The sequence below is a fragment of the Paenibacillus sp. JQZ6Y-1 genome (assembly GCF_040719145.1).
GTDB classification, from domain to species: Bacteria; Bacillota; Bacilli; order Paenibacillales; family Paenibacillaceae; genus Saccharibacillus; species Saccharibacillus kandeliae.
Map to the genome: position 1 here is coordinate 1,473,205 of NZ_JBFDUZ010000001.1, position 21,638 is coordinate 1,494,842.

The 21,638-nt window shown below is 46.6% G+C and carries 19 protein-coding genes and 1 riboswitch; of the genes, 13 read left to right on the forward strand and 6 right to left on the reverse strand.

The features are described from left to right. Nucleotides 1-172 precede the first annotated feature (172 nt). Complete coding sequence (locus ABXR35_RS06500; RefSeq protein WP_367057096.1) at nt 173-661, reverse strand: hypothetical protein; 489 nt, start codon at nt 659-661, stop codon at nt 173-175. Between the two features lie 1,409 nt (nt 662-2,070). On the opposite strand from ABXR35_RS06500, the gene ABXR35_RS06505 reads away from it, so the two are divergent. The 3 genes from ABXR35_RS06505 to ABXR35_RS06515 all read left to right on the forward strand — a co-directional run bounded on the left by ABXR35_RS06505 (nt 2,071) and on the right by ABXR35_RS06515 (nt 4,481). Next, nucleotides 2,071-2,445 (forward strand): SH3 domain-containing protein, encoded by a 375-nt coding sequence (locus ABXR35_RS06505; protein WP_367057099.1) that lies wholly within the window; start codon nt 2,071-2,073, stop codon nt 2,443-2,445. Between the two features lie 216 nt (nt 2,446-2,661). After that, the gene (locus ABXR35_RS06510) at nt 2,662-3,525 is read left to right on the forward strand and encodes a CHAD domain-containing protein (protein ID WP_367057102.1); all 864 of its coding nucleotides are present in this window, start codon (nt 2,662-2,664) and stop codon (nt 3,523-3,525) included. Nucleotides 3,526-3,635: 110 nt separating this feature from the next. After that, nucleotides 3,636-4,481 carry a PPK2 family polyphosphate kinase gene (locus ABXR35_RS06515; protein ID WP_367057105.1) on the forward strand — a complete coding sequence of 282 codons (846 nt, stop codon included), beginning with the start codon at nt 3,636-3,638 and terminating at the stop codon, nt 4,479-4,481. A gap of 259 nt (nt 4,482-4,740) precedes the next feature. Here the strand turns inward: ABXR35_RS06515 and deoC are convergent, their stop codons facing one another. After that, nucleotides 4,741-5,502 (reverse strand): deoxyribose-phosphate aldolase, encoded by a 762-nt coding sequence (deoC, locus tag ABXR35_RS06520; protein WP_367057108.1) that lies wholly within the window; start codon nt 5,500-5,502, stop codon nt 4,741-4,743. 277 nt (nt 5,503-5,779) lie between these two features. Here deoC and ABXR35_RS06525 point away from each other — a divergent pair, with 277 nt between their 5' ends. Beyond that, a complete protein-coding gene (locus ABXR35_RS06525; RefSeq protein ID WP_367057111.1) occupies nt 5,780-7,342 on the forward strand; it encodes a xylulokinase in 1,563 nt (520 codons plus the stop codon). Next, complete coding sequence (locus ABXR35_RS06530; RefSeq protein WP_367057114.1) at nt 7,339-8,103, forward strand: GolD/DthD family dehydrogenase; 765 nt, start codon at nt 7,339-7,341, stop codon at nt 8,101-8,103. The genes ABXR35_RS06525 and ABXR35_RS06530 overlap by 4 nt, the downstream gene beginning before the upstream one ends. A 23-nt stretch (nt 8,104-8,126) precedes the next feature. Here ABXR35_RS06530 and ABXR35_RS06535 read toward each other — a convergent pair whose 3' ends face one another. The 3 genes from ABXR35_RS06535 to ymzB all read right to left on the reverse strand — a co-directional run bounded on the left by ABXR35_RS06535 (nt 8,127) and on the right by ymzB (nt 11,573). Beyond that, nucleotides 8,127-8,843: a GntR family transcriptional regulator gene (locus ABXR35_RS06535; RefSeq protein ID WP_367057117.1), complete on the reverse strand. Its 717-nt coding sequence runs from the start codon at nt 8,841-8,843 to the stop codon at nt 8,127-8,129. 563 nt (nt 8,844-9,406) lie between these two features. Then, a complete protein-coding gene (locus ABXR35_RS06540) occupies nt 9,407-10,939 on the reverse strand; it encodes a glycoside hydrolase family 30 protein (RefSeq protein ID WP_367057120.1) in 1,533 nt (510 codons plus the stop codon). Between the two features lie 292 nt (nt 10,940-11,231). Beyond that, entirely contained in the window at nt 11,232-11,573 is a 342-nt protein-coding gene (ymzB, locus tag ABXR35_RS06545) for a protein YmzB (protein ID WP_367057122.1), read from the reverse strand. A 629-nt stretch (nt 11,574-12,202) separates the two neighbouring features. Between ymzB and ABXR35_RS06550 the strand changes: the two genes are divergently transcribed. The 4 genes from ABXR35_RS06550 (at nt 12,203) to ABXR35_RS06565 (ending at nt 16,481) form a co-directional block, all read left to right on the forward strand. Beyond that, entirely contained in the window at nt 12,203-12,592 is a 390-nt protein-coding gene (locus tag ABXR35_RS06550; RefSeq protein WP_367057125.1) for a hypothetical protein, read from the forward strand. 301 nt (nt 12,593-12,893) lie between these two features. Continuing rightward, on the forward strand, nt 12,894-13,499 hold the full coding sequence (locus tag ABXR35_RS06555; protein WP_367057128.1) for an MSMEG_1061 family FMN-dependent PPOX-type flavoprotein: 606 nt from the start codon (nt 12,894-12,896) through the stop codon (nt 13,497-13,499). A 358-nt stretch (nt 13,500-13,857) separates the two neighbouring features. Continuing rightward, a riboswitch (purine riboswitch) is annotated at nt 13,858-13,958 on the forward strand. Nucleotides 13,959-14,140: 182 nt separating this feature from the next. Further along, nucleotides 14,141-15,604: an NAD(P)/FAD-dependent oxidoreductase gene (locus ABXR35_RS06560; RefSeq protein WP_367061235.1), complete on the forward strand. Its 1,464-nt coding sequence runs from the start codon at nt 14,141-14,143 to the stop codon at nt 15,602-15,604. Nucleotides 15,605-15,842: 238 nt separating this feature from the next. Next, nucleotides 15,843-16,481 (forward strand): NAD(P)-dependent oxidoreductase, encoded by a 639-nt coding sequence (locus ABXR35_RS06565; protein WP_367057131.1) that lies wholly within the window; start codon nt 15,843-15,845, stop codon nt 16,479-16,481. A 79-nt stretch (nt 16,482-16,560) separates the two neighbouring features. Here ABXR35_RS06565 and ABXR35_RS06570 read toward each other — a convergent pair whose 3' ends face one another. Further along, entirely contained in the window at nt 16,561-17,415 is an 855-nt protein-coding gene (locus ABXR35_RS06570) for an alpha/beta hydrolase family protein (protein WP_367057134.1), read from the reverse strand. Nucleotides 17,416-17,612: 197 nt separating this feature from the next. Between ABXR35_RS06570 and pxpB the strand changes: the two genes are divergently transcribed. The 4 genes from pxpB (at nt 17,613) to ABXR35_RS06590 (ending at nt 21,605) form a co-directional block, all read left to right on the forward strand. After that, on the forward strand, nt 17,613-18,620 hold the full coding sequence (pxpB, locus tag ABXR35_RS06575) for a 5-oxoprolinase subunit PxpB (RefSeq protein WP_367057137.1): 1,008 nt from the start codon (nt 17,613-17,615) through the stop codon (nt 18,618-18,620). Continuing rightward, nucleotides 18,604-19,620, forward strand: coding sequence for a 5-oxoprolinase subunit C family protein (locus ABXR35_RS06580; protein WP_367057140.1), 1,017 nt, complete (start codon nt 18,604-18,606; stop codon nt 19,618-19,620). Before pxpB ends, ABXR35_RS06580 begins: the two co-directional genes overlap by 17 nt. A 249-nt stretch (nt 19,621-19,869) precedes the next feature. Then, complete coding sequence (locus tag ABXR35_RS06585) at nt 19,870-20,628, forward strand: LamB/YcsF family protein (RefSeq protein WP_436669348.1); 759 nt, start codon at nt 19,870-19,872, stop codon at nt 20,626-20,628. After that, nucleotides 20,625-21,605: a TRM11 family SAM-dependent methyltransferase gene (locus ABXR35_RS06590; protein ID WP_367057146.1), complete on the forward strand. Its 981-nt coding sequence runs from the start codon at nt 20,625-20,627 to the stop codon at nt 21,603-21,605. The genes ABXR35_RS06585 and ABXR35_RS06590 overlap by 4 nt, the downstream gene beginning before the upstream one ends. Nucleotides 21,606-21,638 lie beyond the last annotated feature (33 nt).

Genomic DNA, 21,638 nt, shown 5'->3' on the forward strand with positions numbered 1-21,638 from the left:
GGCTATTTACATCCATCCTAGTTGGAAGGAGCTATATAGGGCTTTCACAAACCATACGAATGGACAGATTACATTACGAATGAATAGGCTACAGCGAACGAAATCCCAACGATGAACTTGGGTGCGATACATATCCCATGCTGATATCTGTGTCAGGATTCTCGTATTTGTATCAAGCCGAAGGGCTGGATACGCTGGACGATTCGGACGATTCCAAAACGTCGCTTGCATCCGAGTAATCGGTACGCAGCACTGCTTTGTAATACTTGTTTTTGTGACTGACAATAATACATTCCTTGGTACTGCGATTACGGAATTTGTAGATCGGTGAGTCGACATTCAATACATTGCTATCGCCATTCTTGTACGTAGTATCGATCATGGAATTATTCTCGTCGACGGCTTCAAAGCTGCTAATGTTGCGCTCTACTTTGCCGAGACGTGGTCCAACCTTGACGGTACTCAGCGCAGGCTCCATCATGATGCGATATGTATTGTTGCGAAAATGCACAATAGGATACTCCCATGAAGATGTAGATACAATCTGGTCGGCAGGACCGGCAGTGGCAGGCAATGTTGCCGATGCCGCCTGTTCGGCATGTATAGTTGCAGGCGCAAAAATAAGCGACGCGATAACAGGTAAGAACAAATACGCTCTCATGGCTGCTTTTTCAAGCTCCTTTCGTGATGACACATCCTGTCGTTCCAATGGAACAAAATGGACCTTACGCTCTATCATAATACAAATGGACCAAACTTTTCAAAGTTTGTAGCTTACATTATGATATTGCCTAAGCTAATTATATAGTATAAAGGAAGGGAGCAGTTGAATAAAATAAGCAAAAATAGCGATTATGGTGAAAATTTTGGCTTGATGAACGATTTGGAACAGCTTGAGCAATGATTACGTCAATTAGCTGACGCCTGTAGCGATTCTCTGGACAATTTGAAGAATTAGCTACGAATGCAGCGTCAATTAGAGAATCAACGGGACGAAGCATAAACTAGTCACAAAATCGACTTTTACCGTGATATGAACGATACGACCAGGATTGGAACTGTTCAAGCAGGGAGCAGGATCGAATTTTAAGGCAAGTATTGAGGACGTAGATTGCGAAGCAGGGGTAGAATTTGCTTTTGTGCCAGCGGCGCTGAGACATGCAGCGAAAACGCTTATGAGGATGATTCAACAGCTAAATAAGGCTTGAGGGGTTACATCTATTCATTTGTAAAAAGAGCATATATTCGTCTATAATAAGAACGCGAGTTCCTATTGAAAGGACGTTATGATTACATATAAAAAAGAAATTAGTTAACTGACAATACCAAAGTCGTTGTCAATACAGTGAATACAGTGAATACAGTGGAAATCATGGGAATGGAACCGCTTTGCTCTGTATGTACTATTCGGATACAGTCAGAAGCTTTTAATGACGATTTCTCTTGAAGACTTTAGCAATCAAGTAGCGAAGGACTACAATCATCAATATAAGCATGATGGACAACAAGATCATGCCCGGAATGCCAATGCCAGAACCGCTCATCGGTATCCTCCTTCCAAATGGGTATGTCTCTAGATTATCGAATCTATCCATCCGAAGCAAATCTTGCCAAATCCGCAAAACAAAATAGCACTGTCTGTGGATTCAGCAAAAATGTCCTTTTACAAAATAAAACATGATACGATGTGGCTTCAGCAACCTCAACAGCATTGCCTATAGATCAAAATCAGGAGGAATAGTCATGTGGGTCCGAAGTCAAGATGGGAAAACAATCATAAATACCACTGTACTTAGATTAGAAATGGAAACATTGGACCATGAATATGTTATCTCGGCGTATGCAGGAGATGGATCGGTAGAATCAGCCTTTACGATGGGAACGTTTCAAAAAGAGAAAACGGCACAGGATGTGATGCAGCGCTTTTGTCGTCATATTGAATCGTGTGATCATACTGTTTTTCAAATTTAGCCTCAAGCTTAATATTCATTAGAACCACGTCATATTGTAAAATGAGGATACATCCATCAATGAATCGTTATTGCAACTAGTAGAGGAGAAGATTATTGTATGAGTACATATATCGTTATCCAATCCCATCATAGCAATTATCCTCACCCGATTACCTTTCAAAAGGGCGAAGGGCTGCTTGTAGGTGAGCGTTACGATGGACCGGAGGATTGGTCGGATTGGTATTTTTGCACGAACCAAAGTGGAGTTAGAGGTTGGGTGCCGGCACAGGTATTTGTGCGGAATGAATGGCAGCCTGAACAAGGAATTGCGATTGAAGATTATACGGCGTATGAGCTGAATGCGATGACTGGTGAGATTGTGACTGCATTGCGACAACGTAACGGGTGGATATGGTGTGTGCAACAAACCGATCAAGCAGAAGGTTGGCTACCGCTGGATCATCTACAGTTGGTAGAGAATAGCGAATCATAGAGTATTCAGCATTATACGTTTTGCCTATATACAGAAGTGTCTATATCCTGTATTTTCCATAACATTACAGAACAACAGAACAGATTAATAGACAAAATGAGATTGCCAGATCGCAGCGATAGACGTCGTATAGATGTTTAGTATGGTGCAAGGTATAGAATGAGCGGGTAACAGGAACTATAGATCCCATCAGCATACACACAGGAGTGATTAACCGTGACCTCATTAACGAATCACCAGCGTAAAGACAAATCGGCACAATGGCATGACGTATTGAGCGAATTGTATAATAAATTCCAGCAGCATGGACAGCAAGCGGTGGATGATTTTGACGAGGAAGACGTGCATCAGGCACGGGTCAATTGCCGTAAGCTGATGACCTTGCTGCGCATTCTCGATCCGAATGATCAGACCGAGCTGCTGCCATTATTCAAAAAGGCACAAAAGCGACTTGGCAAAGTGCGAGATGAAGATGTGCTAATCGACGCCTTCAAAGATCGCCGCAAGCAGGCAAAGCAGCAGGGACAGGAGCATCTTGTCAAGCTGCTCAAAGCTGTGATCAAGGAGCAAAAAGAACACCGCCGCTTCTACCGTAAAAAACTCGTCAGTAAGCTGCCCTCATTGCAAGGCAAAAAGCTGCGCAAAAAGTGGGAGCCTTTTTTGGAGGAGCAACTGCCCAAGCTGGTTGCCAATTCTGATGTAAACCGACTGATGCGAGAATTGGAAATCTCCTATGAGCAAAAGAAGAAAACATATCGCCAGACAGCGAAGGAGCAAGGATTGGAAGCTGACGATACATTGACGGCTCTGCACAAAGTCCGTATCGCTGCAAAAGAAATTCGTTATACCGCCGAAGCGGCTAGCTTTGCCTTAAATGCCAAATTCCGCGAGCATGAAGACGTTTACAAAAAAATCCAAAAAGAGCTTGGTCATATTAACGACCGCCATGTATGGATCGAAGCGCTGCAAGAGCTGCAACCGAAGCGTGTCACATTCGATACGCAGGTGCGAGATGAGCTGATCGGCGAATTGCGTGATGAGATGAATGCAGCGATTCGTGAAAACGAACGAGTGATGTAACAGACACAGCCTGTGAGCAACGGTGCTAGGTTTATCAAAAATGCGGGTAATATGTAGATACTGACACTTCAGTCCTATCATTCATCATTCCACTTAAAGGAGCGATTTTCATGTCCAAATCACATGACAACTGGGTTCTCGCATCCGGCGATTCCATTTCGTTGAAAGATATTGATCCTCAAGATACCGGTAAATACAAAAGCCGCGAAGATACACAGGCAGAGCGAGAGCAATTGTCCGCCATTTTCGAAGACCTTCAGCCAAAGTTGTTTGCAGGCAAGGAAAAATCGGTGCTATTCGTGTTCCAAGGGATGGATTGCAGCGGCAAGGATGGCGTGATTAATAAGGTGTTCTCGATTTGTAATCCAGCGGGCATTGATGTATACAGCTTCAAAGCGCCTACACCGGAGGAATTGAATCATGATTATCTGTGGCGTGCGCATCAGCATGTGCCGGGCTATGGATATTTGGCTGCGTTTAACCGCTCTTATTATGAGGACGTGCTGATCACTCGTGTACATGGGCAAGTGAGTGACAAAAAGGCAAAGCAGCGCTTTAAGCAGATCAATCATTTTGAGAAAATGCTGGAGCAAAACAATGTGCGTGTAGTGAAGATTTTCCTGCATATCTCTAAGCAATTCCAACTGGAAAAGCTGATTGATCGCATTGAGAAGCCGCATAAGAACTGGAAGTTTGACGAGAGTGATCTGCATGAACGCCAATATTGGGACAAGTATCAGGAGTGTTATGAGGACCTGTTCAAGCATTGCGCCACTGAGAAAAATCCATGGCATATCGTTCCAGCTGATCATCGCTGGTATCGCGATCTGGCTGTGCTGCAAATTGTAGTGAATACATTGGAGGAACTGAATTTGTCCAATCCTTCACCAATTCCAGCACTCAAAGAACATTTGCCAGATATGTATGCGGAGCTGGAAAAGATTAAAAAGAAATAAGGCAAGATATTCGCTATTCAGCATGTGGATACATGTCACCAAATCAATGGTAGGAAAATATAAGCAAACGGTCGCATCAGTTTTTGATATGCGACCGTTTGTTATTATAGCCACGTTCATATGCCGCGAAGCAGTTTCAGCTTGCACAGTATTTTGGTACATCATGTCATACTGTTCATCACAGTATCATTCTGTGACAATAATCAACAGGTAGAGAGATACATACAGCGAATCGATCATTCGTCAACGAGACGATCATTCAATAACGATCATGGATCGACACATTGGATGATGAGGTCACCAATTCAGGTACAGTCAATCCAGCACGTGTATACGCATCCTCCAAAATCGTCAGTGCCGAACGGACACCAATGCCGAAGCGGTCACAACCTGCTGCCCGCATATCCAGCAGCGTATCAAGATCACGAATACCACCTGCGGCTTTGATCTGCGCGGCGTTGCCAATCGTAGAGCGAATCAGCCGGATTGTATCTACCGTGGTCGGTTTTGGTCCCCAACCTGTCCCTGTTTTAACAAAAGCAGCTCCAGCTGCCACGACCAGTTCACTGCCCTTACGAATCTCATCGTCGGTCAAATAGGCAATTTCCAAAATCGCTTTGACCGGAACACCGTTAGCGGCATCGACGACAGCTTGTACATCCTGCTGTACTCGCTGAGTATCGCCTGATTTGAGCGCGCCGACGTTGATGACCATATCAAGTTCTCGGCAGCCCAGTTGCAGCATTTCGCGGGCGGTGTGGACTTTCATGGATACCGTATCGGCGCCAGAAGGAAAGCCAACCACGCCAGTTACCACCGTATCTGGCGTATTCGCCAACTGCTGGATTACATATTCGGTCATGTACGGCATCGGGCTAGCACAGATACAATGATAGGTCTTCACAATCGCAAGCAGCAGCTCCACCTCAGCATGGGTAACATCAGTCCGCACGGCACTCACGTCTACCCAGCGTCCGATCTCCGTTCCAATCGTACTACGATCTAAGTCGGTATGTTCCATTTTGTATCTCCTTTTTATAAAGATAATTATCTTTGTTGTGATCAATATATCGAATTATCTAAAGAAAGACAAGTGAAAGTAAAAGATGAATGAAAGCGCTTGACAAAAGATAGTTATCTTTACTATATTCAAAGCAAAGAATAGCGCTTATTGAAAGCAAGTTTGAAAACAAAATTGAGAACAAGATTGAAAACAAAATCCACAGAAAGCTACATCTGAACATTTCCGATAGCGTTTACAATCGTTGTCATGCCACATCCAGAAAGAAGGGAAGATCATGTCATATCTCATTGCGTACGATCTGGGTACGGGCGGGGTCAAGGCTTCGCTGTATGATCGTCAGCTACAGACGGTTGCGCGTTCTTTTACCGAATACGCTACCTATTATCCGCAGCCTAATTATCATGAACAGCGTCCAACGGACTGGTGGCAGGGTGTTGCACAATCCACCATGCAACTGCTGTCGTCCGCAGGAGTAGAAGCTTCGCAGATCGATGGTATTAGTCTGTCTGGGCATAGTCTGGTTAGTGTACCTATTAGTCGCATGGAAGGGGTGCTCTTGGAGCAGGTACCGATTTGGTCGGATACGAGAGCGGATCAGGAAGCGGAAGCATTTTTCCAACAGATTGACGAGCAGAAGTGGTATTTGCGCACAGGCAATGGATTTCCTGCGGCTTGTTATCCATTGTTCAAGCTGATGTGGATGCAGAAGCATCAGCCAGAATTGTTGGCTCGCACCGATGTGATGCTCGGCTCCAAGGACTATATCAACTATATGCTGACTGGCGCGACGTATACCGATCCGTCGTATGCGTCTGGATTGGGTGCTTACGATCTGAAGCAAGGTGTATTGGTGGATGAATGGCTAGTGACAGCGGGCATTCCGGTACATCTATTTCCAGCAATTGTACCCTCGCATGAGATCATCGGACAGGTAACGGCAGAAGCAGCAGCTTATACCGGATTGGCAGCGGGAACACCTGTGGCATGTGGGGGAGTGGATAATGCCTGCATGGCGCTCGGCGCAGTGGGAAGTGAGGAAGGGCGCAGTTATGTATCGCTTGGTTCCTCTAGCTGGATACCGGTCAATTCGGCAGAGCCGGTGCTGGATGTAGAGACTCGCCCGTATGTATTTGCCCATATTGCAGAAGGGATGTATACAAGCGCGTATTCGATTTTCGCTGGGGGAAGCTCTTTGCGTTGGGTGCGGGATCAGCTATGCCCGGAGCTGGCAGGACGAGAAGATGCGTACGACCGCATCAATGACATGGCAGCTTGTGCACCAGCAGGCTCTCATGGCGTTGTATTCGATCCTAGTCTGGCAGGCGGAACGTCGCAGGATCAGAGCATTCATATTCGTGGTAGCTATATCGGTCTGCATCTGGCAACGACGCGCAATGATCTGATTCGTGCGGCGATGGAAGGAATTGCGCTCAATTTGCGATTGTCGTTGGATTTGCTGCGCAAACATACGGCGGTGAGTGGGCAATTGCTATTTTGTGGCGGTGGCAGTCGTAGTGCATTATGGCGACAGATATTTGCGGATGTATTTGATATGGATATTGTCAAAACCAATATTGATCAGGATGCGGCTTCTCTTGGCGCGGCGGCGATTGCAGCGCGAGCCGCAGGCTGGTGGCAGGATTACAGTGGGATTGGCGATGTGCATGTGATAGAGCATATTAGTACACCAGAGCTTTCTAGTCGCGATCTATATCAACGGCTGTTGCCGGTATTTCAGCATATTCATGAACAGGCGGCAGCGCTGGGCGAATATATGTATCGTCATGCACAGGAGTCTGCACCACCCATTTATAGTAGAGCGGAGGAATCGATATGACACGCGATTTGTTTAATACCAGCTTCCGATTGGATGGCAAAACAGCGATTATTACTGGCGCGGCATCAGGGATCGGACTTGCGGTTGCGCAGCTATTTGTAGAAAAAGGGGCATCTGTGGCACTGCTCGATCTCAATTTGGAGCAGGCAGAGCAGGCGGCGAGTGGATTGGAGCGCGCAGCAGCATTTGCCGTCGATGTAGGCGATCTTGCTTCGGTGGCACAAGCAGTCTCCGCAGCTAAGCAGCATTTTGGCGGCGTGGATATTCTGGTCAATAGTGCTGGAATCGGACCCGTCGAATGGGCGGAGAAGTATCCTGAGGAGGATTGGCATCGGACGATGCGGGTCAATCTGAATGGTACCTTTTTTATGGCACAGCAGGTTGGTCGGGAACTGATCGCTGCTAATAAAGGTGGCAAAATTATTAGCCTTGCTTCGCAGGCAGGCATTGTGGCGATTGACCGTCATGTCGCCTATAGCGCTAGCAAAGCGGCAGTCATTTCCATCACCAAATCGCTTGCGTATGAATGGGGGAAATACGGCATTCAGGTCAATGCGATCTCACCAACTGCCACCTATACGCCGTTGATTGCCGGATACTGGGAAGGCGACATCAAGGATGAGGCGATTGCCAACACGCCAGCTGGACGCTTTGCCGAGCCGGGTGAGATTGCGGCAGCCGCGTTATTCCTTGCCAGTGAAGCGTCCAATATGGTGACAGGTGCTAATCTAGTAGTAGATGGCGGATATACGATTCATTGATTTCAACATATAGCATGACAAAATCAGCGTCTGCCTTCTAGGTAGACGCTGTATTCGTATTTGTCAGCCACAAGTCTGGTTATGCTGTATTCAAATGGTCCTTGTTCCGTCGAGGTCAACCGTTTACTGCATAACAGGGGAGCACCTAGCGGCACCTGTAATATTTGGGATTCGGTAAAATTGGCAGCAACCGCTGATAACCGTTCCCACGCGTGTAATAGAATCAAATGATAATGCTGCTCCAAAAAAGTATACAAGCTATGAAAAGTATTGCTATATTGCTCCAGACCCGGTACTTTACTAGCGCGCAAATAATTATTCATGAGCGCGATAGGTGCATTGTCAGCATATTGTACACGCTGAACCCAGTACACCTGCTGTCCGGCAGGCAATTGCAATTCGTGGGCGATATGCTCTGGCGGTGTAATCAATTCAATCGACATGCCGCGTGTTTGCACATCGTATCCTTTGGAGATGAGTGTTTCAGTAATAGAGGTCAGGTGATTGAGTCGTTGAGTCGTGGAGGTATCCAGTACTTCGGTGCCTTTGCCTTGCGTTTTGCGAACAAAACCTTCGCTGTGCAATTGTTCAATCGCTTTGCGAATCGTTGTACGACTGACAGCAAAGCGCTCTTCCAGTTCGGATTCGGTCGGCAGTAGATGACCGGATGGATATACGCCTTCTTTGATGTCCTGTTTGATCAGGCTATATACTTTGCGGTAAGCAGGGATATTGTTCATACATGCTACTCCTTTGGCGATCAGTCAGCAGATAGGGACATACAGGCTTTGTATCAGCAGGGGAAATAGCAGCAGGATGCTCATTTTCATTTGCGCTACCCATGTTCTATTTCAGCCTTTATAAAGATATACTGCCGATAGGATACCCGTCCCATCCATCTGTATCTGTATAAGCTGATCTTGCCATAAAAAGCAGGATTGTTCAAGCAAAGGTCATGATCTTTCCGCTTTCAATCCATTATACGTTCTCAAATCAATCATACATGTCCCAAAAGCGATGCAGCTTACTTCGTTCTTCATTCCATCGTTAAAGCAAGCTCTTAATGAAACTATGAAAGTTAAAGCGCTTTAACTTTTAGAGCAAGTGAAGCTACAATGTATGCAGATACATAGGATCTATGCAAATTCATGGCAGGATATTCATTGCTGGTCTGTTCGGTGCAACGCTCCGGCTACCATGATTTATACAAGGCTCCTAAACAGAAGGCTGGCGCTGCATCGCAATGGGGAGATGTGTAAGATGATTATTTCTAGCTATGACCTATAACCTATACTTGTGTATATTACCATTTCAAAGTAACAACCGATTTGGCGGGAACAGAGTAATTCACAGACTGATTGTTCCAGTTCACTTTCACTGTACGTGCATTATTTTGTGAATTGTACAGTACGATAACTTTAGAGCCGTCACTGTTTTTAAACGCTACGCTTTGCATATCGCCAAATGTATTGGAATCGATCCGATACGCACCGGGACTAACAAATTTGCTGAAATGACCAAGCAGATAGTATTGCTTCGTATAGGTCACTTTGTCCTCTGCATTGCCGGAGTTGTTGTCTGAGTTCTGGATCGTTACCATACCTTTGTTGGTATTATTGTCGCCGATGACGCTTGGACCATCCTTCTGATCCAGTGCAGCATTCCACAATACAATCGATTTTGACCAATTGCGGGTCATGCCGATAAATTCATTGATCATATTGTCAAAGCCCTGCGTCGTACCATTCACTGGATCGTTCCAGTCGCCAAAGCCACCTTCAGTAAACCAAATATCCTTGTCTGGATGGGCATTGTGCATGCTGGTCATCGCTGTAAAGTCACCGCCGTAATGGTGGAAGGCACTACCAGCGATATACTGAGACTTGCCATTATCCTTCAAGCCCTGCACAACGGTACGCGGGAATGTCCAGTTATCATAGTTATGATCATACGCGATAATCTTCGTATTCAATCCGGCAGCACGTAGCGCTGGACCTAGATAATCGCCAATCATACCGATTTGATCCTGTTCATTCATCAGCATGCCCGGATAACGTCCCGGCTCAAACAGGGGTTCATTTTGCGGCGTGACCGCATAGATCGGAATACCCTGCGCCTGATACGCTTGCACAAATTTTACGAAATAATTGGCGTACGTTGCATAGTTCTCCGCTTTTAATTTGCCAGTGCCGTTTTTGTCATTCGTTGTGTACTTCATCCACGCTGGTGCGCTCCACGGGGAAGCAATGACCTTAATCGCGGAATTTTTCGCCAGTGCGGCTTTGACCATAGGGACGATGTAGGATTGGTCACGGGAAATACTGAACTGGTTGAGTGCGGTATCGCCGCTCACATCGTCGTAAGTATACGTACTCCAAGCAAAGTCGCTCGCACCCATCGGCTGACGCAGCATACTCATTGAGATCCCGGAGCTGCCAAACAGATTGCTCATCACTTCATTACGCTTTGTACTGCTGAGTTTGTAATTGAGCAGCCAAGCGGACGCATCGGTCAAGGATACCCCGAATCCATCTATCTGCTGGTATGTCGTGCCTTCATTCACGTTTACTGTGTAGTCTGCATTGCCCGTTGTACTGTTAAATGTCAGATCGCTCTGCCGGGTCAAACGACGATCAGTACGTAGACCGACTTTAGGCTCGGTATTCGGATCGGCGGTCGTTAACCATACCTGCGCTTTTTCATTGGCAGCATGGGCAGAGGAGGGAGCGATAGATACAAGTGGTGTAATAACAAGACTGCTTAACAATACAGCATGAAGGCTTTTTTTGAATATCGACATCATATACACCTCGGTTTGCAGTTGTAAGCGTTTCACCGAACACCGACCATGTTATCAGGAACGAATAGGATTTACAAACTAATTTTTACATAATTGTATGGGGGAAAACACTTTATTTTGATATGCAGCCGCAACGTAAAAAAGCCTCCGGTTAAGGAACCGAAGGCAGGAAAACAGATTTAAATTTAAGTTTTGACTCATATTCTACTCATCTAACTGCGTTATTCTTATACTTTCACTGCTGAATCTTGTGAAAGGATAACATCGGATACCGTTACACAAGCACGTTCAAGCAGGGCGCAATGTATGGGAAAAACTGTTGCTCGTATTAGCCGACAGACAATGTATACGTAGCACGCTCTGTATTCAAACGCACGCGTTGATCGGTTGCTTCGTCAATGCGCAGATCATGGGTGATGATCTCATACGTATCACTAGGCACCGGCACACTTTCGCCGTCTGCATTCTGGGTACGACCTTCGCCACGCAGCAGTAGGGCGCTTTCCAAATAATCATCCACCTCATTATCCTGATCGCGCTGATCTACAGCAGACAATGTAAAGTGAACCACGTCTGTATCGTCCAGCTCTTGTTTCTCAATGATTAGAATATTGCCGATTTGCTGATTCAGCCAATCCTGTACTTGTTGGATATCGTTTTGTTCGCTCATGATCATCCGTCCTTTGTCTGTTTTATAAATATTAGTGTGTACATGGAAGCTCTTGCTGTCATGATGCACTGGCAAACGCCTTCTACCCACCTATTTACCCGATGAAGTCATTTCATAATCGTCAAAGGATAGGTATCTTGCTGGACAAGCTACTCAAGTTGCGATTAGTAGCTGCAATCGGTAATACGGAAAGCGATAGAAATCGGTACGTATATGCGAGCAAATGTGGGTCTTTTACCGCATTTACAGATTCCGCTTGCTCAGGCATACTTTGAATGCAAGTAAAATTACCAAAAGTATAGGAATCATCCTGAAAATGGACGTTTCTAGGATTTTAAGTCAAATGTTATGGAGTTCCGCGTACATACATCGGGATGGACATACAGTTAAAATGCGGAATATGCTTCCAAAACAGGTTACTATGCAGTAGTAAATATAATGCTTTTAGCATATTGTTATTTTGTCATTCTGTGTCTTGAATCGCATTTTTTGCGAACATTGATTCAATAATGGCTTTAGGCGTTATATCCAAATGACTTCATGTTTAAGCCATCGAAGCCCACAATCATTGCTCTCATACACATAGATAAGAGCATCTCCGGAACAACCGGAGGATAGGAGGAGTATAGATGAATAAGAAAAACGGCGGTAACGTGAATCAACGTCAGTACGATATTATTGCTCTTCATATGATGGAATGGAATCCAATGAAACTGCGTGAATGGTGTTTACCAGATGAATATAATATCGAAATTGAACATATAGTAAATATATTGCCACATGTCCATTCCGCACAGGAGCTAGGACAGCAGTTGTTCTGGATGATGCAAAAGTATTTTGGTCCTTATGCCAAATGCAGTACAGCCGAATGCGAGCAGATTGCCGATGAGATGTACACCGATTTGCAAGCAGTACCAGAAACCGCAACGCCAGTCGCTTCGTTTCACTTTTACGAGGATCGTCTAGTACTTGGAACGTACAGAGGTGGACTGTATCGCCGCTCGCGCTCATCCGATTGATCAAGGTTGGATGAGGCATAGTGCCTGTCTAACTTCAATCATTCATAACCTGTAGCCCTCGATCTTGTTTCGCGGACACAGGTTATTTGGCGTTGAGCCATGTCACTTGCTCGCGCTTCATAAGCGGGCTTGGGGTTCATATGTCAATTTGGACAAATATCCAATTCTATCCAAAGGCATTATACTAAGCGGAGGGCTGAGTACCATTTCATCACAATAGGCAGACATTACATACTACATAAGCTTATACTCCATACTCTCACACAGTCTCTATAGATCTGCCGATCCCAAAGGAGGAATCATGATGCAACCTGTAAAAGAAACGGTTGAACCCATGGAGCACTATATTACTTCGCTAGAGGAATTAAGGCAGTACACTGGCGAGCCGCAAGAGCATATTATGAAAAAGTCGATCTCGATTGTGGATCATCATGTAGCATATTATATATCACTGTCGTCCTTGTTTTTCCTAGCAACATCGGACGAAGATGGGCGCTGTGATGTATCCCCGCGCGGCGATGGACCCGGCTTCGTTAAGGTGCTGGATGAAAAGCGTCTTATATTTCCAGAGCGTCCTGGTAATCGCCGTGCAGATTCGCTGTGCAATATATTGCAAAGTCCGCAAGTCGGTATGATTTTCCTTATTCCGGGTATGGATGAAGTGCTGCGCGTGAATGGACGTGCGCGGATTACGAAGGATGCAGCTTTGCTAGAAAAGATGGAGTGGAGCGGCAAAACTATAGGGCTTGGTGTCGTAGTGGAAGTGGAGGAATGCTTTGTTCATTGTCCACGCGCGCTGAAGCAGGCTGGAGCTTGGAAACAAGACCAATGGATGGATCGAGAACAATTGCCGTCTACAAAAGAGATGTTTTTAGCTCACTTACGGTTAAATGGAATTGAGCTGTAATGGTAATATATTCATGTGTAGCAAATGATTGATGGATATTCCCCACCCATGTATACTATAAGCTCTTCAGATGAGACACGGCGATGACATCGATACAGGATGGGATCGCCGTTTTGATTTTCGTGATTAGACATCATAACCGGAATTCGGACAATATTCTTCTGTAATGAAAGTAAAGTTCGTGAAAATGAAATGTAAAGCCACTGTAATACTCTTAACATTCATATATTCCGATAAAAAACGAACATTAATAAAAATACGGGGTTGACCATTCGGATATTTTTCGTTAATATACCACTGTAGCCTGTTTTGAAGAGATATGGCTATGTGCATTTTCGAGTGAAAAGCGTACATTAAATACAATACTATGATGAATATTCGTATATCCTCGAAAATAAGGTTCGGGGGTCTCTACTAAGGAACCGCAAATTCCTGGCTACGGATAGGATGCTTTGGCATACCTGTTCGCAAGCCGGGAATTTTTTGTCGTGATGGATACGGTAGCCTTGTTTTGTCATGCCCAAAATGGCCGTTTGGGATGACAAGTAGGCTTTCGGCTTGTGTGACCGGAGCAGGTACATGATGGATGCGAGCAGCATCCTGACACAACCAAAATGATAATGATAGATGGGGGACTTATGATGAACACATACGATTGCATCGTTGTAGGAGCAGGACCAGCAGGGATTTTTGCTTGTTATGAATTGACACGGATTGCACCGGATTGGAAAGTACTGCTGATTGATAAAGGGCATAACATTTACAGCCGCAATTGTCCGATTATGCAGGAGAAAATCCAATTCTGTCCGCCACCAGCAGGCAAAAAGGATTATGCAGGCTGTCTGCCCGCTTGCTCCGTTACCGCAGGCTTTGGTGGAGCGGGTGCGTACAGCGATGGCAAATTCAATATTACGACTGAATTTGGCGGCTGGTTAACCGATTATCTGCCCGGCTCGCGTGTCGAGGAATTGATTCGGTATGTAGATAGCATCAATCTGGAGCACGGTGCAACCGAGAATATTACCGATCCTACAACTGATGTAATTCGTGACATTGAGCAACGTGGCTATGCGTCCGGGCTGAAGCTGCTGCGCGCTCAGGTTCGTCACTTGGGTACTGAGCAAAATCTAGAAATCCTCAAATCCATTTATGAGTATCTGAATACACGTATTGATATGGTATACAAAGCCGAAGTTGAAGATATTATTACTGTAAAAGAAGACGGTAAGCATCGCATTACGGGCATCGTGACCAAAAAAGGCGAAACGTACGAATCTGCCAATGTGATGATCGCTCCCGGACGCGACGGCTCCGCATGGCTGACCGAGATTTTGAAAAAGCGTCGTCTGAAAATGTACAACAATCAGGTCGATGTAGGCGTGCGTGTAGAAACATCGGATGTGGTGATGCAGGAGATCAACAAGCATCTATATGAAGGCAAATTCATTTTTAATACATCCGTCGGTACTCGTGTGCGTACCTTCTGTAGCAATCCATCGGGGCATGTTGTTGTTGAGAATCATAGCGGCGTAATGGCAGCGAACGGACACTCGTTCAAAGACCCAGCATTGGGTTCACGCAATACGAACTTCGCTTTGCTCGTCTCGCATAAATTTACAGAGCCATTCGACAAACCAAATGAGTATGCGCGTGAGATTTGCCGTCGGGCGAACGATCTGTCCAGCGGCGGCGTTATTGTACAGAAATTTGGTGATATTTTGCGCGGACGTCGTTCGACGGCTGACCGGATCAAGGAGGGCTTTTTGGAGCCGACATTGAAAGAAGCCGTTCCGGGTGATCTCGGTCTGGTGTTGCCATACAATACGATGAAAAGTCTAGTTGAAATGGTACACGCGCTGGAGGGTGTAACGCCGGGTATCGCGTCCGAGCACACTTTATTTTATGGAGTGGAAGCCAAATTCTACTCTGCGCGTCCGAAGCTGAACGACAATTTAGAAACAGAGATCGACGGTTTGTACTGTGGTGGCGATGGAGCGGGTGTCACGCGTGGTCTGGCACAGGCAGGAGCAGCTGGCGTCTGGATCGCTCGCAGCATGTTTACCAAAACAGGTAGCAGCACTCGTATTCCGGCAACGGTCGTTTGATCGTAGTATTGGCTATTCAAATGCAATCACATCATATGGTATAGTAAATCAAAAAGCGGATTCTTTATGAAGAATCCGCTTTTTTGTTGTATTCATTTGACAAGCGGATAGCGAGTATTTTATAGTAATTATATTAAACTTACTAAAAGTAACTTATTTTAAAAATGTAACTTTTGTTTGCATGTGGTAAGCGTCTGTATCGTCAATGTATTTTATAACAGAGCGGAGTGAAGCAACGATGAACATTCTTATTTTTGGAGCAACGGGGCGTACGGGAATGGAGCTACTGAAACAGGGATTGGAGCGTGGGCATGAGGTGACTGCCTTTGTACGAAGTCCGCAAAAGATACACATGCAGCATCCCCATCTACATATCGTGCAGGGTGAGGCAACGAGCGCGGATCAGGTGAACAAGGTAGTGCAGGAGGGATCGTATGATGCAATCTTTTCCGCGCTGGGAGCCAAAAGCCCATTTCAACGCGATTTGAAGCTAGTGGAAGCGGTTCGTTTCATCACCGATGCAGCATCCCGTTACTCTTCCGCTCAACTGCTGCATGTGTCGTTTGTCGGTGGACGTGAGGATGCAAGCAAGCTGGGTTTCTTGTACAAATATATTACGCCAGTCGTTATGAAACAGTTGCTAGCAGATCATCGTGCCAAGGATGAGATTGTTAGCAGCAGTGGCGCGAATTGGACACTCGTACAGCCGCCCGTTCTAACCAGTGGCGAAAGAACGGGACAATATATCGCCGAGACGCAGATCAGCCGCCTGCCATCCAGCAAAATGAAGATGTCACGCGCTAATCTGGCACAGTTTATGCTGGAACAGGCGGAGAAGCAGGCGTACAGTCGTCAGACGGTAATGGTCAGCGAATGATTGGTACTATGGATGTTCAAACGATGTACTGCGCGATTGTCATGTGAATTCAGAAGCAGTCTATTTGCTGAAAAGCAGCTTACTTCACCTGCTCAATCCATGCAAACATCCGTGCAATTGCCTGCTTATGCACATCCTCGGGCATATGATGTCCGTAGTCTTCATACCATTGCACATCGTACGGCTGCCCAAGCTCCTGCAATCGTCGGATCATCAATTGTCCATGAGAAGGGTCTACCTGCTCGTCTTGCTGTCCATGAATAATCAGTACTGGGCATGGTATATCCTTTGCTAGCGCTGAGGGAGAGCGTGCTTCGTATCGTTCTGGGTATTTCCCAGTGGAGCCGCCTATGACGCGCTTGAGCATTCGTCTGAGATCGATTCGTTCTTCATACGTTTGTGCGAGATTGGCAACGCCGCCCCAGACAATGAGCGCCCGCATATGGCGCTCTTTTTGTTGCCAGCGAACGGCTGCTTGTGCAGCATCCACCGAGCCGCGCGAGAAGCCCATAATCGCTACCCGTTGCTCATCCACAAATGGCAAGGAGGTTAGCCAGTCCAGACCGGACAGCACATCCTGCACATCGTCGCCGCCAAATTGGTCGCGTCCTTCGCCGCCCTCTGCACCTCGATAGCATGGAGCAAATACGACCTGACCATGCTGGGCAAATCGCTCTAGCCATGTCATTCGTACACTGCCAACTCTGCCGATACCGCCACGGCAATATACAAATGCTGGATAGACGTTCTCTTGTATCGCTTGCGTCGGTTGATGTAGCGGACAGGCAATCTCCTCTACGTACAAATCGTTTCGTTTAAAATATTGCTGTATATACTTTTCTAAGGCATCCGTTTCCATATATGTACCATACGGCAAGGTCAGATAGCCTTTGACTTTGTATTCGTCGGATAAATAGGTCAGTCGGTAGATCATGATCGTCATCTCCTTTGGCGGCTCTCGTTGTCATTCTGCATCCTCTCCATTATCGCATATTCCGACAGACGTTGCCTCGACAGCATTTCCTGCAATCGGTACAATGGATGGAAAGAATGTGCAATGTAACGTCCAAAAGGTAACGGATAACGGTATAGCTGTCTGACGTAGGAATTGATCCGCAGGAGGGGAAGAGGATGAAGCAAGCATGGACATTGCATCCGCTTGGTGATGCAGCGATTGTGATTGAATTTGGTAATGTGATTAGCGAAGACATGTTAACGAAGGTACAGCAGGCAATGATCATGCTGGAGCAGTCTTCTTTTCCGGGGCTAGTGGAGTGTGTACCTTCCTATACAACATTAGCGGTGTATTATGATCCTGCTATTGTAGCGGGTTGGGGAAAGACTCGTTCTCTGAATGATATTGCGCTGGATTACATAGAAGGAAGAAATGACCCGCGTCCTGAACATTCCTCTGGTTCTATGGCACATCCCCATCCTATTCCTCATGAATTTTCAACGATGATGGATGACAGTCTCCAGCATATGAATAGATTGCCCAATACGCCGTATGATCGGGTATGTGCATTATTGGATACGCTGCTGAGTCGTGTCGTCACGGCATCGAATATGATCAAAACCGAGCCGACGGTAGTAGAGATTCCGGTATGCTATGGTGGCGAATATGGACCGGATTTGGCACATGTGGCTGCTCATAACGGATTGACAGAGCAGGAAGTGATTGCTTTACATAGCGGGGGTGATTATTTGGTGTATACGCTTGGATTTGCGCCGGGCTTCCCGTATTTGGGCGGATTGTCGGATCAGCTGACAACACCACGACGCGATACGCCTCGTATACGTATTCCTGCTGGTTCAGTGGGGATTGCTGGCATACAAACAGGCATCTATCCGCTGGAAACGCCGGGAGGATGGCAGTTGATCGGGCGCACGCCTATATCATTATTTCGTCCGCATCGACAACCGCCGACGTTGTTGAGTAGTGGCAACCGTCTTGTGTTTCGTCCCATTTCGGAGCAGGAGTATATGCAATTACAGGAGCAGGATAAGCAGATGAATGTGTCAGAGGGTGCAGAGAATGCAACGAGCGACATCTCTACAACGACAACATCTGCTAAGCTGTCTGCCCATGTAGATCATGTTACCAAACCGGGGAGGATGAGCGATGAGTCTAGTAATTGAGAAGCCGGGTTTGCTAACTACGGTGCAGGATATAGGTCGTATTGGTTATGGGCAATATGGTATTAGCCGCTCCGGTGCTATGGATGGGCTGGCGCATCGTCTAGCCAATTGGTTGGTTGGCAATCCGGCTGATACCGCGACATTGGAAATGACATGGTCCGGTATAACCGCTATTGTCGAGCAGGGCTGCTGGATAGCGATTACAGGCGGTGATATGCAGCCTTCGGTGAATGGGAAGCCGCTACCGATGTGGCGTCCTGTATTCGTTTCCGCAGGCAGTCGGTTGGTATTCAAGCAGGCGATTCGTGGATGTCGTGCCTATATGAGTATTGCAGGCGGGTGGCAGGGAGATCAGGTGATGAACAGCGTCAGTACCTATTTACGCGCAGGGCTGGGCGGCTTGGATGGCAGACCTTTGCAGTCAGGCGATACCGTGGTCGCAGCTTCCATAGTGGACAATGATGATACAGATTCTTTAGTTGCGCAGCAGTCTGCTTGTGCAGCGGTGAATTGGCGAGTAAGCACCAATCTGATTCCACAGTATGGCAAGCAGGCAGTGATTCGGGTGTTGCCGGGCAGACAGTGGGAGGATTTTGACGGAGCGGTACAGCAATTGCTATTTGAGCAGGAATATCGCATTACACCACAATCCGATCGAATGGGATATCGGTTGTCCGGCTCGCAGCTACAAACGATAGTGCCGCAGCAGTATATTTCCGAAGCGGTTAGCCATGGGACGGTGCAGGTGCCGCCGGATGGACAGCCTATTATTCTGATGGCAGATCGACAGACACTGGGCGGATATGCCAAGATCGCGCAAGTCATTAGTCTAGATATACCTCGACTAGCGCAGATGGCGCCGGGTGATCAGATTCATTTTCAGCGTATTGATATGCAGGAAGCACAGCGGCTGTATGTCGAATGGGTACGCGAATTGGCGGTACTGCGTCATTCCATTGCGCTGAGATTACATGAGCTTGGTTTGGCGATCCGATACTGATCATTTGATAAGGAGAATCGTTCCATCATTGGAGTGCCTAGCATCTATGAAAAGTCTAAAGTGGGGGTCTGAGGTATACATTTCCAACGATGAGGAGGACGCGCGATGAATAGCAACGCAAAAGGTAGTAATCTAGAGAGCAGCAATCTAGATCATAATCATGCAGCGAGCGGTAATGCAAAGAATAGTAATGCGGAGAATCGTAATGAAAAGCAAACGCAGCCTATTATACTGGATATAAATTGCGATATGGGTGAGAGCTTTGGCGCTTATGTCATCGGAAATGATGAGCAGCTGTACGCGGAGATTACCTCTGCTAATATCGCTTGTGGATTTCATGCTGGCGATCCGGGAGTTATGCGGCGAGCGGTGCAAGGCGCACTGCAACACGGTGTAGCTATCGGTGCACATCCGGGTTTGCCGGATCTAGTCGGATTTGGACGGCGACACATGAATATTTCGCCACAGGAAGCATACGATTTGGTTACGTATCAGCTCGGCGCGCTGGATGCGTTTGTTCGTCAGGAAGGTGGACGACTGCATCATGTGAAGCCGCATGGAGCATTGTATAATATGGCAGCAGTATCGCAGTCGCTTGCCGATCAGATCGCGCGGGCCATTGCCGCATATGATAGCGATTTGATCCTGTATGGATTGTCCGGCAGTCTGTTGATACAGGCGGGACACGAAGCAGGACTACAGGTAGCAAGTGAAGTATTCGCTGATCGCACCTATCAGGCAGACGGTACGTTAACGCCGCGTCAGCATCCAGATGCGCTTATCGACGATACTAACGTCGCTGTGGATCAGATCATTCATATGTTGACCACGGGTACAGTTCGTGCTGTAGATGGTAGCTACGTTCCCATTCAGGCAGATACCGTCTGTATTCATGGTGACGGTGCGCATGCGGTGTCTTTTGCACGTGCCTTGAACAAGCGCTTGCTGGATGCGGGTGTACAGCGAAGCGCCCCAGTCGTATCAATAGGAAAAGAGGAACAGGATTGATAAAGCATCACGATTTGCATGATCAGAATAATCGCGTATCTAGTTATCTATATACCTACGCCTGCCATGAGGATGAGCGTGAATTATGTGCGTTAGAGTTGAAGCGATTGCTGGATACGGAACCACAAGCTGGATATGTGGAAACAACGATTGCTGTCCCACCGGAACGCAGTCCGTTTGTACATTATCGGCTGGATATACAGCTGGAAGCAGACTCATTGGAACAATTGGAACAGCTTGCGAAACAGATTCATGTGCTGGACGAAGAGGGGGAGCAGCTCACCTTCAAGCTACTTTGTTTGGATGCGCAGCAGACGTTTTCCTATGATGAGAAGCGTCAGCTGGAACGCCGAATCGGTATGTGTATACACGGCAAGGCGCAGATGAAGCAGCCGCAAGTGTTATTCGGCATCGCATATAGTGGCGGACGCTGGGTGATGGGCAGATGCGCGCTCGCACCATCGGTCTGGTTGCAGCATAATGACAAGCCACGCCATTATTCCACAGCGCTCAGTACACGCGTGGCAAGAGCAGCGGTCAATATTGCATTGCCACATCCAACTGGACGTACATTGATTGATCCGTGCTGTGGAATTGGAACAGTTCTAGTAGAGGCATTGTCGATGAATATAAATACGGTTGGGTACGATCTCAATCCGCTAGCTGTACAGGGCGCACGCGAAAATTTACTGCATTATCATATGCCTAACATTGTCAGTATTGGCGATTTACGTGAGCTGAAGGGCAGCTATGATGCGCTTATTCTCGATTTGCCTTACAATTTATGTTCGGTTTTGGAAGATAATGAGCGTCTACAGATGCTTCAAGCAGCAGGTCGGCTAGCGCCTACCCAGCTAGTTATTTCTACAGAACATATCGCACATTCGCTAACCGAAGCGGGGCTAGCTATTCAACAGCTTTGTCATTTGCATAAAGGCAGCTTCACACGCTATCTATGGTTATGCAGTCATGAGTAATGGGACGAAATTTCTAAATATACCCATCTACTG